A 15,812-nucleotide genomic window follows, 5' to 3' on the forward strand; every position below is an offset into this window, starting at 1 on the left:
GCAGGATCTCCCCCGCATTCGCGCTCTCGCCCGATGCCCACCACACAACCCAAACCCCAAACCGCCTCAACACGACCTATGGACCCACAACTACCACGCCGCGACCTTCTGAAGAAAGTTGCCCTCGGGGCCGCAGCCCTCGCCAGCTCCAAAGCCTTCCCTAAACACCACGAAGAATCCGCCCCCATGAGCTTCAAGCGAAACATCCACCACTCCGCCTGCAAATGGTGTTACAAAGGCTACGACCTCGACACCTTCTGCCGCCGCGGCAAGGAAGTCGGACTCGAAGCCGTCGACCTCGTCAACGCGGACGAGATCCCCACCCTCAAGCAGCACGGCCTCGAAGCCTCCCTCGTCTGGGGCGTCCCAGGCGGCATCGTCAAAGGCCTCAACCGCCTGGAAAACCACGACGCCATCGTCGACTTCTTCGCCGCCACCGCCCCCAAGGTCGCCGCCCACGGAGCCAAGCGCATGATCGTCTTCTCCGGCAACCGCAACGGCCTCGACGACGAGCAAGGCCTCGAAAACTGCCGCATCGGCCTCGAGCGCATCATGCCCATCGTCGAAAAGGCCAAGGTCCAAGTCGTCATGGAACTGCTCAACTCCAAGCGCAACCACGCCGACTACCAATGCGACCACACCGCCTGGGGCGTGGAACTGGTCAAAGCCGTCGGCTCCGAACACTTCAAGCTGCTCTACGACATCTACCACATGCAGATCATGGACGGCGACGTCATCGACACCATCCGCGAAAACCACCCGTACTTCGGCCACTACCACACCGGAGGCGTGCCCGGCCGCAACGAGATCGACGAAACCCAAGAACTCTACTACCCCGCCATCATGCAAGCGATCGTAGACACAGGTTTCGACGGCTACGTCGCCCAGGAATTCGTCCCCACCTGGGAAGATCCCATCGCCGCCCTCGCCCACGGCATTCGCACCTGCGACGTGTAATTACGCAGCGAATACAATCTCAAAAACACAAAGGCCGATTCCCCAGCAGGAATCGGCCTTTTAAATCCGTAGCGCGGAGCTTCCGCGGACGCGGAGCTGAAGCCCTCCCGCAAGCCTAAGCTCGGCCGCCCAGCTTCTGCAGCAGCTTCTTCGTCATCAAGATCCCGGTCGGCTCGTCCAAGGACTTACCCTCCCATTCGATCCCGATGTATCCACGATATCCCGACGCTTTCACGATATCCAGCAGCTGCGGATAATCCATGTCCCGCTCGAAGCCCTCCGGATTGAAATTATAAGTCTTGGCGCTCACCCCCTTGGCGAAAGGCATCAGCTGCCGCGTCCCCAAATACTTGTCGTACTCCTCGCCCGTCTCGCGGTTCACCACGAAATTTCCGAAGTCCGGCAACGTCCCGCAGCGCGGATGGTCCACCAAGCGCATCACCGCCGCCAGCCAAGCCCCGTTGCTGGAAAGCCCGCCGTGGTTCTCCACGATCACGTTGATCCCGTAGCGATCGCCAATCTCCGACAAGCGACGCAGCCCGTCCGCAGCCAACTTCAGCTGCTCGTGGAACAAGCCCTCCGACGCCGCGTTCACCCGAATCGCATGGCAGCCCAAAGCCCGAGCCGCTTCGATCCAGCGCACGTGATTCTGCACCGCCTGCTCCCGCTTCGCGTCGTCCGGATCCCCCAGTCGCCCCTCGCGGTCGCACATGATGAGCACGTTTCTCACGCCCTCGCCCGCAGAGACCCGTACCAGCTCGTCCAATACAGACTTCGAGTAGCCCTCCATATAGAACTGGTTCACGTACTCGACCGCATTGATGCCAAACTCGCTCTTCGCGATCTGGGCAAAGCGCATCTTGTCCTTCTCCCCGCTCCAGAACGCCTTGTTGATCGACCACTGGGCCAGCGAAATATCAAACCAGGTCCCGTCGAAGCGGGACTGCTGCGTCTCCTCGGCGGAAAAGCCCACGCGGGAAAACAACGAAGCGGCAGCGAGCCCGAAAGCTCCTTTCAAAAAGTGTCTGCGAGTATCCATACAATAAAACTGGGGTAAGGAAATTGGGTTAAATACGCCGAAATCTGACCTGAAGATCAACACTAGCCTTGGGTTATTGGCAACCAACTTCACAATCGCCCATTCATAAGAGTCCCAGACCCGTTGCGCCTCAAACGGTTTCCGACAAGATCCCCCAACTTTACACCAAACATGAGAAATCTCGTCATCACCATCGCCCTCTCAAGCCTCTCCGCCGGCAGCCTCCCCGCCGCCAAGATGAAGCTCAACGACGCCGACCGGCAGCCCGAACCCATCATCGAAGCCGCCAGCTCCGAGACCGAACTCGCCCTCCAGCAACTCCAGCTGCCAGACGGCCTCGAAGCCTCCCTCTGGGCCGCCGAGCCCATGCTGGCGAACCCGGTCGCCTTCGACTTCGACGAACAGGGACGCCTCTTCGTCGCCGAGACCTACCGTTACGGCTCCAGCGTGCTCGATATCCGCGGCTACATGGACATGCTCGAAGAAGACATGGCCTTCCGTACCGTCGAAGACCGCGCCCAAGGCATCGTCGACCTCTTCGGCGACGACGCCCCCAACTTCGCCATCGAAGGCGAAATCCTCCGCCTCCTCGAAGACCGCGACGGCGACGGCAAGGCCGACTTCTCCACCCCCTACGCCGACGGGTTCAACACCTCCGTCGACGGCATCGCCTCCGGAGTGCTCGCCCGCAAAGGCGACGTCTACTTCACCAACATCCCCCACCTCTGGAAATTCCAAGGCATCGACGCCAACGGCAAAGCCCAAAAAAGCGAAAAGCTCCTCAGCGGATGGGGCGTCCACTTCGGCTACACCGGGCACGACTTCCACGGCCTCGCCCTCGGCCCCGACGGCAAGCTCTACTACTCCATCGGCGACCGCGGCGCCGACGTCACCGGGCCCGACGGCAGCCACATCTCCTACCCCGACACCGGCGGCGTCTATCGCAGCAACCTCGACGGCACCGAACTCGAAGCCGTGCACACCGGCCTGCGCAACCCCCAAGAACTCGCCTTCGACGAGTTCGGAAACCTCTTCACCGGCGACAACGACTGCGACAACGGCGACTACGAACGCCTCGTCCTCATCGCCGAAGGCGGCGACTCCGGTTGGCGCATCGGCCACCAACACGCCCCCCTCGGGGCCGCCGGTGTCTGGATGTCGGAAGGCTGGTGGAAAACCCAGTTCGAAGGCCGCGCAAAATTCGCCCTCCCTCCCATCTCCTACATCGAAGACGGCCCCTCCGGTATCGCCTTCTACCCCGGCACCGGACTCTCCCCCGACTACGCCGGGCACCTCTTCATCACCCACTTCAAAGGTAGCATCGCCACCAGCGGCGTCTACACCTACACCCTCAAACCCCAAGGCGCCTGGTTCGAACTCGACCAAAAGAAGCCCTTCCTCAAAGGCGTCCTTCCCACCGACGTCACCTTCGCCCCCGACGGCAAGTTCTACGTGCTCGACTGGGTCAACGGCTGGCCCAAGCCCGGCAAAGGCCGCGTCTACTCCATCTCGAACCCAGAAGTGCAAGCCAGCCCCATCGTCGCCCAAACCCAGAAGCTCTACGCGGAAGGCATGACCCGCCACAGCGTAAAAGAGCTGGCCGACCTGCTCGACCATCCCAACTGGAACATCCGCCTCGAAGCCCAACTCGAGCTCGCCAGCCGCGGAGGCAAAAGCCTCAAAACCTTCGCCCAGATCGCCAACGATCGCAGCGCCTCCCTGCACGCCCGCCTCCACGCCACCTGGGGACTCGGAGTTCTCGCCGACCGCGATTCCGCCCCAGCCAAAGCCGCCCTCGCCAAGCTCGCCGCCTCGAACGCCGGCCATGATGAAATCCTCGCCCAAGCCGCCAAGCTCCTAGGCGACCACCAGATCGGCGGCACCGAAGACCTGCTCATTTCGCAGCTCTCCCACGCATCCAAGCGGGTCCGCTACTTCGCCGCCCAAAGCCTCGGCAAGCTCGCCCACGCCCCAGCCGCGACCGCCCTCCTGCAAGCCGCCCGCGAAAACGCCGACCAAGATCCCTACCTCAGCCACGCCATCGTCATGGGACTCGTCGGAGCCAAAAACATGCAGGCCCTCGTCGAAGCCGTGAACGACCCGTCAAAGGCCGCTCGCTTCGCCGCCCTCCTCGCGTATCGACGCCTTGGAGACGTCAACGTCGCCCGCTTCCTCCACGACAGCGACAAGGAAATCGTCTTCGAAGCCGCCCGCGCCATCAACGACACCCCCATCGAAGGCGCCTACCACTCGCTCGCCCAAGCCCTCGAGAGCCCCTTCGCCGACGACCCCATCCTCGCTATCCGGGCCCTCAACGCCCGCTTCCGCATCGGCGGAGCGGATAACGCCAACTTCCTCGCCGCCTACGCCGCCAACGAAACCAAGCCCGAAGCCCTGCGCATCGAAGCCATCACCCAACTCCAGTCCTGGCCCGAGCCGCTCCAGCGCGACCGCGTACTAGGCGTCTACCGACCGCTCGCCGCCCGCGACGCCCAAGTCGCGATCGACGCCTTCAAGGCCCAAGCCCCCAAGTTCTTCGCTTCGCAAAACGACGCCGTACAGATCGCCTTCCTCGAAGCCATCGACTCCCTAAACGTCGCCGGACTCGAAGACCAACTCTACGCCTTCGTCCAAAATCCAGCCGCCAACGGAGCCGCCCGGGCCGCCGCCTTCACCCTCTTCGGCAAACTCGACGACCCCCGCACCGACGAGCTCGTCATCGCCGCCAGCCAATCGAACGCCTCCGAGCTCCGCCTAGCGACCCTGCCCATCGTCACCGAACGCTCCCCCGAGCAAGCGAGGCTCACCCTCAGCCTCATGGCCCAGGGCAGCGTCGAAGAGCAACGCGTCGCCTACCAAACCCTCGCCGGCTCCCAGCAAAGCTTCGCCACCGAGCTGCTCGCGAAAAGCCTCCAACGCCTCGCCGAAGGAAACGTGCCCCACGCCGCCCAACTCGAGCTCATCCAAGCCACCAAGGAACACGCCTCCCCCATCGTCCAGCAAGCCTACCAAAAGTACCAGGCCAGCCTCGCCGCCGCCACCGATCCCACCGCCGCCTTCTCCTTCGCCCTCGAAGGCGGCGACGCCCGCGCCGGCCGCGGTGTCTTCTACAACAACCAGGTCATGGCCTGCGTTCGCTGCCACATCGTGAACGGCCCAGGCGACGCCGCCGGTCCCAACCTCACCGACATCGGCCTGCGCCTCGACCGACGCGAACTGCTCGAATCCATCGTCGCCCCCAACGCGGCCATCGCCGAAGGCTTCGACAACGTCATCCTCACCCTCGCCGACGGCAGCAGCGTCGCCGGCCTCGTCCAAGAGGAAAACGAACAAGGCCTCACCCTCAAGCTCGCCACCGGAGAAATCCAGAGCTACCCCAAAAGCCAGATCAAGAAACGCGACGCCATGCCCTCCAGCATGCCCGCCATCTTCGCTCCGCTGCTCTCCTCCAAAGACCTGCGCGACCTGGTCGAATACCTCGCCACCCGCAGAACCGACCCCTACTCCGAGCGAGCCACCCACGGCAAATAGCGAGCGTATCCAAATTCCCCCACAAAGGCGTCCTCCACCGAGGACGCCTTTTTCGTCCCCCCGCGCCACGCGGGGTACCCCTCGCCCCAATCACCCTCCCCATTTTGCAAATCCAAGGAACTCCGCTCAACGTACCCGATCCTAAACCGCTTATGACTCCCTCTCTTCGCCCCTACCTACTCTTGGGCGCGCTCGTCGCCCTCGCCTGCAACCTCTTCGCCGCCACCCGCGACGAACTCTGGCTCAAAGTCTCCGAAGCCGAGGCCAGCCGCCTCCCCCAAATCGCCCTCAACCACCTCGAGCCAATCATCCAAAGCGCCCTCGCCGACCAAGCCCACGCCGAAGCCATTAAGGCCATCGCCAAGAAGGTCGTCCTCGAAACCCAGATCCAAGGCGGACGCCCCGAGGAAAGCATCCCTCGCTTCCAAGCCGAACTCGACCGCGCCCCAGCCGAACTCCGCCCCATCCTCCAAACCCTCCTCGCCCACTCCTACTGGAACTATTTCCAACAAAACCGCTGGAGCTTCCTCCAACGCTCGCAAACCGCCGCCCCGCCCAGCGACGACTTCCAAACCTGGGACCTCTCCCGCATCCTCCACGAGATCGACGCCCGCTTCACCGCCGCCCTCTCCCACAAGGAATTCCTCCAAAACACCCCCATCGAGAGCTACGACGCATTCCTGACCGAAGGTGCCGCCCCCGTCGCCTTCCGCCCCACCCTCTACGACTTCGTCGTACACGAAGCCCTGTCCTTCTACCAAACCGGCGAACAAGGAGCCATCGCCGCCGAAAACCCGTTCCCACTCTCCGCCCAAAGCCCTCTCTTCGATCCCGCCCCCGCCTTCCTCGCCTGGTCGCCCGAGCCCCCCGAAAACGACTCGCCCGAGTTCAAAGCCATCCAGCTCTATCAAGACCTGCTCCGCTTCCACCAAAACGACCCCGACCCCAGCGCCTACATCGACGCCGACCTCGCCCGCATCACCTACGCCTTCAATGCCGCCACCGGCGAGCAGCGGGAGAGCCGCTACCAATCCGCCCTGGAAACCTTCATCGAGAACGCCGCCCGACACGAAATCTCCTCCCTCGCCCGCGCCCGCCTCGCCCAATTCCATTACCAATCCGGCGACGCCCTCACCGCCCACCGAATCGCCCAAACCGGCAAGACCGCCTTCCCCGAAAGCATCGGAGCCAACTTCTGCCACAACCTCATCCAAGAAATCGAAGCCAAATCCGCCCAGCTCTCCACCGAAGCGGTCTGGAACGCCCCTTATCCCACTCTCGAGCTCACCTACCGAAACCTCACCCGAGTCTACTTCCGCGCCATTCCCGCCGACTTCGAAGCCATCGCCCGCCAAGGATCCAACTACCGCCACTCCTTCGATCGCGAACACCTCCTCGACTCCAAACCAGTCCTCGAGTGGCAAGCCGAACTCCCGCCCACCGACGACTACAAGGAACGAACCGAATCCCTCGCCGCCCCCGAAACCCTTTCCCCCGGCTACTACCATATCGTCGCCAGCTTCGACCCCGACTTCTCCGAACACGAAAACCTGCTCTCTCAGGCCAACGTCTGGGTCAGCGAACTCGCCCTCGTCGTTCGCTCGGAGTTCGACGAAGACCGCTCCACCCAAGTCAACGGCTTCGTTCTCGACGCCCGCACCGGACGCCCCCTCGCAGGAGCCAAAGTCCGCATCTGGAACCAGACCCAGCAAGGCAACTACAAGCCAGGCGACCAAAGCGTCACCGACTCCGACGGCCGCTACTTCCTCAAGCAAGCCTCCCGCAGCTACCGCTACCTCGTCCACGCAAGCCACCAAGGCCAAGCCGTCGCGACCGACCAAAACAACTACAGCGCCCGCAGCAGGGCGATCCACAACAAGCCCACTCAAAAAACCGTCTTCTTCACCGACCGCTCCCTCTACCGCCCCGGCCAAACCGTCCACTACAAAGGCATCTGCATCGAATCCGACCGGGAGCAGCAACGCTACGCCACCCTAACCGACCAAAAAGTCACCGTCGTCTTTCTCGATCGCAACCGCCAGGAAATCGCCACCGCAACCCACCGCGCCAACAACTACGGCTCCTTCAGCGGAAGCTTCACCGCGCCCGATAGCGGGCTAAGCGGCAGCATGACCATCCGCACCCTCGAGGGCCCCCACGGATCTACCGTCCTCTCCGTCGAAGAATACAAACGCCCCCAATTCCAAGCGGAACTCCTCTCTCCCGAAGCCGCTCCCAAGCTCGGCGAAACCGTCAGCCTCACCGGCAAAGCCACCGCCTACACGGGCGCCGCCATCGGTGGGGCAAAGGTGGCCTGGCGCGTCGAACGCTCCGCCCGCGGTCCCATCTGGTGCTGGTGGTGGGAACCCCAGGGCAGCCAAGCCATCGCCCACGGCGAAACCGAAACCGCCGCCGACGGCAGCTTCGCCATCGAATTCCAAGCCGCTCCAGACCCCGCCATTTCCCGCGACTTCGAGCCCGTTTTCTCCTACACCGTCTACGCAGACGTGACCGACACCAATGGCGAAACCCGTTCCGCCCGCCTCGTCACCCGAGCCGGATACACCGCCCTGCAAGCCAGCCTCGCCCACGAGACCTGGCAAACCATCCAAGACCCCGTCGCCGTCACCCTCGATACCAGCTCCCTCGACGGCGATCCCCAGTCCGCCCGCGGCACCCTCACGGTCTACCATCTCGAACAACCGCAAACCGTACAGCGCTCCTCCCTCGCGCCCCCCCACCGCTGGTGGGATCCCATCGAGAAAGCGCCCCGCTTCGATCCCTCCAACCCTAGCAGCTGGGAAAAAGGCCAACGCCTTTCCAGCCACCGATTCCGAACCGGACCCGACGGCCAAGCCAAGCTCAGCCTCTCCCTCCCAGCCGGCCCTTACCGTCTCGAGCTCGCCACCAAAGACCGCTTCGGCCAAGACGTCACCGCCCTCTCCACCCTCACCGTCGTCGATCCCGACGCCGAACACTTCTCCATCAAGCTTCCCCAATTCCTCGAAGCTCCCACCTACACTTGCGAGCCAGGCCAAACCTTCTCCGCCCTCTGGGGCACCGGCTACTCCGAAGGCCAAGCCTACATCGAAATCCTCTCCCAAGGCCGCAGCCTGCAAAGCTATTGGAGCGAAACCGGCCACTCCCAAGCCCTTATCGAATTTCCCATCACCGAAGCGCACCGCGGCGGCATCACCCTGCGCACTACCTTCGTCCGGGAAAACCGATCCTACACCGAAACCAAACGTATCAACGTTCCTTGGACAAACAAACAGCTCGCCGTCAAATGGGAACGCTTCCGCTCCAAGCTCAAGCCCGGCGAAGCCGAAACCTGGACCGCCACCCTCTCCGGCCCCGACGCCGAACGCGCCGCTGCCGAAATGGTCGCCGGACTCTACGACGCCTCGCTCGATCAATACCGTACCCACAACTGGATACAAAGCTTCGCTAGCGAATTCCGCCACGAAGCATACTACCACAGCCCAAGCTTCGCCAACGAACTTCTCCCCCTTCACCACTTCGCCGGATACTGGAGCAGCGACTACCGTTCCCAGTCCTGGAGCCACCGCAGGCTTCCCCCTTGGCTCGCCTTTGGCTACCAACAGGACTTTTATCGCAGCCTCCCCCGCGCCGCCGTCAGCTCCGGCGCCAACGATGAGGTATTCGAACTGTCGTCCTTCTCCATCGAAGCCGCACCGGGCGAAGGATACCGCTCCACAAACACGCTCGCTGGCAGCCGTCTCCAGCAAGCTCGGCTGCCCGTCTCACTGGATGACGTCTCGGGTGACTCTGCGATGAAAATGGAGATCTCCGAACCTGCCGCCCCACCGCCAGCTCCAAACCTCAGCCAAGTTTCCGCTCGCAAGAACCTGAACGAAACCGCGTTTTTCTACCCGCACCTTTTGAGCGACGAAGAAGGTGTCGTGAAAATCCAGTTCACGATGCCGGAAGCTCTAACGCAATGGCGCTTCTTCGGCTTCGCTCACGACAACGAGCTCCGCTCCGGATTCCTCACCGACACCGCCGTGACCGCCAAGGATCTCATGGTACAGCCCAACCCGCCCCGCTTTTTGCGCGAAGGCGACGAAGTAGAGTTCACCGTCAAGGTCAGCAACCAATCCGAAAGCGAGCAAAGCGGCCAGGTACGCCTCAGTTTCGCCGACGCCGCCACCCTCGAGGCAGCAGATGCATCTCTCCAAAACTTGGATACAGACAAGAGCTTTACCATCCCCGCCAAAGAGTCTCGCACTTACTCTTGGCGACTAAAGGTCCCCGACGGGGCCCGCGTACTCACCTACAAAGCGGTTGGAGCAACCGAATCCCTGAGCGACGGCGAGGAGGGTTTCTTACCGGTATTGAGCCGCCGCGTACTCATCACCGAATCCCTGCCCCTGCCAATCCGCAACGAAGGAAGCAAACGATTCGACTTCGATAAACTTCTCGCGTCAGGAAATTCGGATACGCTTCAACACCAAAGCCTCACTGTGCAAATGGTATCCCAGCCAGCATGGTATGCGGTCCTAGCCTTGCCCTACCTCATGGAGTTCCCGCACGAATGCAGCGAGCAGCTGTTCAGTCGCTACTACGCCAACACGCTCGGTTCCCACATTGCCCAGTCCGATCCCACGATTCGCCGCATCTTCGAGCTCTGGAAAAACACCGCAGCCCTCGACAGCCCCCTTGAGAAAAACCAAGAGCTCAAATCGGTTCTTATCGAAGAAACGCCTTGGCTCAGAGACGCCCAATCCGAAAGCCAAGCCCGACGGCGCCTCGGCAACCTATTCGCCCCAAACCGACTCGCCGACGAATCCGCTCGGGCCCTGCAAAAGCTAGCCGAACGCCAGCTCGGCGACGGACGCTGGTCCTGGTTCCCCGGTGGCCGCGGCAGCGACTACATCACCCTCTACATCGCCACAGGCTTCGCCCGCCTCCGCCATCTCGGCGTCGAGATCGACATGGAACCGGCCATCCGCTCCCTCGAGGCTCTCGATCGCTGGATGCACGAACGCTATCAGGATATCCAAGAAAACTACGAAGATCCACAGGCGTATGTACCTGACCACTACATTGCCCTCTACCTCTACGGCCGCAGCTTTTATCTTCAGGACCAGCCTCTAGCGAACGCCCACCGCAAAGCCCTCGACTTTTTCCTCGACCGGGCTCGCGAACACTGGACCAAAGTTTCCAGCCGCCAAAGCGAAGCTCATCTCGCTCTTGCCCTGCAACGCTTCGGCGACAGCGATGTACCGTCAGCAATCTTGAAGTCTCTCAAGGAGCGCAGCGTTACCGACGAGGAACTCGGCATGTTCTGGCGCGACAGCGAAAGCCGAGGCTGGTGGTGGTACCACGCTCCCATCGAAACCCAAGCGCTGATGATAGAGGCCTTTGGCGAAGTCGCCGAAAACGCCGAAGACGTCGAGAACCTCAAGGTTTGGCTGCTCAAGCAAAAGCAGACCCAAAATTGGAAAACCACTAAAGCCACTGCAGATGCGGTCTACGCGTTGCTGCTGCGCGGACAAAACCTGCTCGCCAGCGACGCCCTCGTAGCCGTGAAACTAGGCGACACAACCATCGCCCCTGAAAACGTGGAGGCTGGCACTGGCTACTACGAGAAGCGCTTCCTCCGCCAAGAGGTCCAGCCCGAGATGGGACGCATCACTGTCACCAAGAGCGACGACGGCGTGAGTTGGGGCAGCGTCCACTGGCAATATCTCGAAGACATGAGCAAGGTCACGCCCCACGAAGGCACGCCGCTCACCTTGAAAAAGACTTTATTCGTAAAGCAGAACACTGCTCGAGGTCCGGTGCTGAAGGCGGTCGACGGACCTCTCTCTGTGGGCGACGAACTTGTAGTTCGCCTCGAACTACGCAGCGACCGCGACATGGAGTATTTACATCTCAAAGACCAGCGCGGCAGCGGCACCGAACCCGTCAATGTGCTGAGCGGCTACCGCTACCAAGACCGCCTCGGCTATTACGAGAGCACGCGAGACACCGCCAGCCACTTCTTTATCGATTACCTCCCCAAAGGGACCTACGTATTCGAGTATTCCACGCGAGTGCAGCTAAAAGGCAGCTACCAAAGCGGCATTGCCGAAATCCAGTGCATGTACGCGCCCGAATTCAACAGCCATTCAGAGAGCCAAATGCTAAAGGTCGAGTAAACCAATCTAGGTCGGGATAACTTTCACTGCGGGGCGCTTCCGAAAACCTGAGAGCGGAGTCCCCGCAGGCAGTTCAAGCCGCTCCAATCGGATCCTTTCAATTCTCGAGGTCCGGCCCTAGCTCTTTGCCTATTCGCCGGAGGCATGGTTGACTCCAAGCATTTTTGGACAAACTCCTTAGATCCCAGAACGGCGCCATCCGAGAAATAGCGGATACGACAACGCAGAGCCTCTTCGCGACTCACTTTGCCGCCCTCGCTCATCACTTGAGCGACCTTGCCAGGGCTTACGGAAGCTCCCTGTCCTGATGCTGGAGAGCTTTGCCCCTTTCCGAAGAGGACGATCCGGTAAATGGATACATTTGAAGCCCAGGCGCCACGGTGTCCGAAGAGGGATGCGATTCCCCGTCGCGCGAGCGAGTGGCCACCCATCGCTTCCGCATAGCCGCAGTAGCGGTAATCGGCAGGATCCGAAACGAGCCCTGCCCGGACGGGGTTCAAGTCGATGTAGGCAGCCACGGTACTCAACGCCATCGACTCGTCCTCGATCAAAACGCTCTTGAAGCGCTCCGCCCACAAGGTCCCCAACCGCCCATGGTTGCGATTGTACCAAATCGAGAAGCGTTGCTTCAGCTCCTTCATAAACTGCGACAGATCTCCCATTCGGGTAACCAACTGGGATCGGAATCGTTCACGTTCGTCCGCTTCCGAAGAAGAGAGCCCCTCGGCAAATGCAGCCGCTTTTTCCGGGGCGTAGATACGCTTCACTCTGCGACTCAGTTCAGAATTAGGGATACGAGCGAGCGAAGACGGAGGTGGGACTCGGATCAAGAGGTGCACATGGTTCGACATGATACAGTAGGTGAGAATCTCCACCCCGCAAAAATCGGCGACTTTCCAGATCTGGTTCCGCAGGACTTCCTTTTCCCGCTCTCCTTCCAAAAGGAACTCAGCGCCGACGATCCTGCTGATGCAGTGATAAACAGCGCTCGCATCCGTCACCTTAATCCTCCGCGTCCTCATAACTAGATTCAGATGGCCCAAAACCACCTCAAAGTCCACACATAAATAGCCTGTCCCTATTTTGAGAGCGTAAGCTTTCGGATGGGACCAACGGCTTGCTTGCCTGGAGAAGCGCCTCGCTTGTTGCTGTTGACCCATCGCGCCTCATCCGCCTTGCTCCCCTCCGAGCAGAGGCGCACTCGCGTACTCCCAATCGATCCCGTCAATGATCCAAGCCTTCACTAAACGACTGAAGAACGATGCCAGCGCCCAGCTGGCATTCACCGCCGAGACTACACCAGCCGAGAAGCTAGCCGCCCTCAAAGGCTTCCTCAAATCCGGGACCGAAGCCATCCTCGCGGAACACCGAAACGGCGCCCCTGGACTCGAAGTCGGCAAGGCCCGGTCCTTGATGATCGACACCCTGATCTCAAACCTCGCCGAACCCGCCATCGAAGGCGTGCAAAAACTCTCCAGCAAGTCCGACCTAGCCGTCTCGGTCGTCGCCCTCGGCGGATACGGCCGCGAGGAGCTCTGTCCGCTGAGCGACATCGACATCATGTTCCTGTATCCGTCAGAGACAGACAGCAAGCTGCTCGAAAAAGCCCAGGAATTGCTCGTCCAAGAAGTTCTCTATCCGCTCTGGGACGCCGGACTCAAAGTCGGCCACTCGACCCGCACCGTCGACGAAGCCTTCAAGGAAGCCAAAGCCGATATCCAAACCAAAACCGCCTTGCTCGAAGCTCGCCGCATCTGCGGCTCCGCCCCACTCTTCGAAGGTTTCCAAACCTCCTACCACCTCTTCTACCGCAAGGACGACCCCAAGGAGTACATCAAGCAACGCCTCGACGACCAGCGGAGCCGCCGCGCCAAGTTCGGCGGTTCCATCTACATGCAGGAGCCGGATATCAAGAGCGGCGTCGGCGGCCTGCGCGACTACCACAACACCCTCTGGATGGCCCAAGTCCGCCTCAACCTCAAGGACATGGCCGGCCTCGTCCCCCTCAACTACCTCAGCAAGCAAGAGCTCGAAGACATCCGCGCCGCCTACGAATTCCTCATCCGCGTGCGCAACGAGCTCCATTTCCGCGTCAAGCGTCCGACCGACCTGCTCTCCCTCGAACTCCAGCCCAAGGTCGCCTACCGCCTCGGCTACAAGCAACGCGACATCCTCGAACGCGTCGAGAGCTTCATGCGCGACTACTACAAGCAGGCCCAGATCATCTTCCGCGTATCCAAGAACATAGAGAAACGCCTCGCCCTCTCCTCCTCCAAGAAGGAAAGCAAAAGTCCGCTCGAGTCCGTCAAAAGCTTCCTGCTGGCCCGCCGCAAGGAACGCGTCAAGAAAGTCGACGGCTTCCTCATACGAGGCCAGGAAATCACCTTCGAGGAAAACACCGTCTTCGCCGAAGAACCGACCCGGCTCATTCGCATTTTCCGCCACAGCCAGCAGCACGGAGTCGAGATAGATTTTGAGCTCAATGCTCTAATTCGAGCATCCCTCGACCTCATCGACGACACCGTACGCCAATCCGCCGAGGCCAACCTCAGCTTCCGCACCATCATGCAGGAGGCCGGCAACGTCTACCCTACCCTCAACGAGATGCACGAGCTCGGCGTGCTCGGAGCCTTCATCCCGGAGTGGGGAAAGCTCACCTGCCTCGTACAACATGAATACTACCATCGCTACACCGCCGACGTGCATACCCTTCATACCATCAGGGAACTCGATGAAATATTTTCAAACCCAAGCGGCATCTACAAATCCTACCGCGAGGCCCTCCACGAGCTGCGCTTGCCCAACCTGACCTACCTCATCCTCCTCCTCCACGATATCGGCAAAGCCCGCGGCATCAGGAACCATGCCGAAAACGGCGTCGATATCGCAGAGCCCATCCTCGACCGCCTGCAAATCGACGAAGAAAATAAGGCCTCCGTACGATTTATTATCAAGAACCACCTACAAATGGCGCGATTTTGGCAGAGGTTCGATATTGATGATCCAGACACCGCAAAAGCGTTTGCCGAACAAGTCGAGTCGCCGGAACTCCTGCGCCTCCTCTACGTGCATACCTTCTGCGACGCCAAAGGCACCGCCGCCGGACTCTGGAACCAGTACAAGGACACCCTGCACCGCACCCTCTATCGCCGCGCCCTCGACGTCTTCAAGGCGGAAGGCAAGCTGGACCAGCAATTCGAGCAGCACAAGAAGATGACCCAACAAGAACTGCTCTCCATCGACATCGAAGGCGTCGGTTCCGAAGAGGTCGACGCCCACTTCAAGCTCCTACCCGACCGCTACTTCATCAACACTTCCAAGGAAGAGATCATCAAGCACATCCAGATGATCAACGAGCTCATCAAGGCCATCGCCGGAGCCGACTCCATCGGAGCCCTCAAGCCCGTCATCGACTGGAAGCAGGACCTCAACCGCTCCCTCACCGTCGTCAACATCGTCACCTGGGACCGCGCCGGACTCTTCCACAAGCTCGCCGGCGCCCTCAATATCGCCGGCTACTCCATCCTCTCCGCCAAGGCCATTTCGCGCGACGACCATATCGCCATCGATACCTTCTACGTCACCGAAAGCGGACGCGGCCCCTCCGATCCGGAAAAGGCCAAGCAAGCCTTCGCCAACGCCGTCAAGGACGCCCTCGTATCCAACGAGGACCTCTACCCGCGCATCCTCGAGATCGTGCGCAAGGAAGCCGCCGACATCTTCAGCAAAAGCGACGACAACCCGCTCGCCGAATCCTTCGAGCCGCAAGTCGACGTCTACCACGAGCTCTCCCTCCAACGCACCATCCTCGAAGTCCAAGCCCCCGACCACCTCGGACTGCTCTACCAAATCTCACACCAGATTTCCAAACACGGCTTCGACATCACCTTCGCCCGCATCAATACCGAACGCGGCATCGCCATCGACACCCTCTACCTCACCGAGGTGGAACCGGGCGAAGACTCCGACGGCGAAAAGCTCATGGAGCTGCGCGACAGCCTTACCAAAGTACTCGTCGCGAACATCAAGCCCGCCACCTGACCCGCTCGCCACGCGAGCTCCGGCTAGCCATCAAAAAGGCACGCCCCATTACAAGGCGTGCCCAAATTTAGAATGCAGCG

At 61.1% G+C, this 15,812-nt stretch carries 6 protein-coding genes; 4 read left to right on the forward strand and 2 right to left on the reverse strand.

Going from position 1 to position 15,812, the window contains the following annotated elements:
• Positions 1–78: 78 nt before the first annotated feature.
• The gene (locus QEH57_RS14705; RefSeq protein WP_309007512.1) at positions 79–957 is read left to right on the forward strand and encodes a TIM barrel protein; all 879 of its coding nucleotides are present in this window, start codon (positions 79–81) and stop codon (positions 955–957) included.
• Between the two features lie 115 nt (positions 958–1,072).
• On the opposite strand, the gene QEH57_RS14710 is transcribed toward QEH57_RS14705, so the two are convergent.
• Entirely contained in the window at positions 1,073–1,996 is a 924-nt protein-coding gene (locus QEH57_RS14710) for a sugar phosphate isomerase/epimerase family protein (RefSeq protein ID WP_309007513.1), read from the reverse strand.
• Between the two features lie 171 nt (positions 1,997–2,167).
• On the opposite strand from QEH57_RS14710, the gene QEH57_RS14715 reads away from it, so the two are divergent.
• Both QEH57_RS14715 and QEH57_RS14720 read left to right on the forward strand, forming a co-directional pair.
• Positions 2,168–5,527: a PVC-type heme-binding CxxCH protein gene (locus QEH57_RS14715; protein ID WP_309007514.1), complete on the forward strand. Its 3,360-nt coding sequence runs from the start codon at positions 2,168–2,170 to the stop codon at positions 5,525–5,527.
• A 152-nt stretch (positions 5,528–5,679) separates the two neighbouring features.
• Positions 5,680–11,691: an alpha-2-macroglobulin family protein gene (locus QEH57_RS14720; RefSeq protein ID WP_309007515.1), complete on the forward strand. Its 6,012-nt coding sequence runs from the start codon at positions 5,680–5,682 to the stop codon at positions 11,689–11,691.
• A 23-nt stretch (positions 11,692–11,714) separates the two neighbouring features.
• Here QEH57_RS14720 and QEH57_RS14725 read toward each other — a convergent pair whose 3' ends face one another.
• Positions 11,715–12,713, reverse strand: coding sequence for a transposase (locus tag QEH57_RS14725; RefSeq protein WP_309007516.1), 999 nt, complete (start codon positions 12,711–12,713; stop codon positions 11,715–11,717).
• Between the two features lie 205 nt (positions 12,714–12,918).
• Here QEH57_RS14725 and glnD point away from each other — a divergent pair, with 205 nt between their 5' ends.
• The gene (glnD, locus tag QEH57_RS14730) at positions 12,919–15,732 is read left to right on the forward strand and encodes a [protein-PII] uridylyltransferase (protein WP_309007517.1); all 2,814 of its coding nucleotides are present in this window, start codon (positions 12,919–12,921) and stop codon (positions 15,730–15,732) included.
• The last annotated feature ends 80 nt before the right edge of the window (positions 15,733–15,812 follow it).

The sequence above is a fragment of the Pelagicoccus sp. SDUM812005 genome, from assembly GCF_031127875.1.
Lineage (GTDB): Bacteria > Verrucomicrobiota > Verrucomicrobiia > Opitutales > Opitutaceae > Pelagicoccus.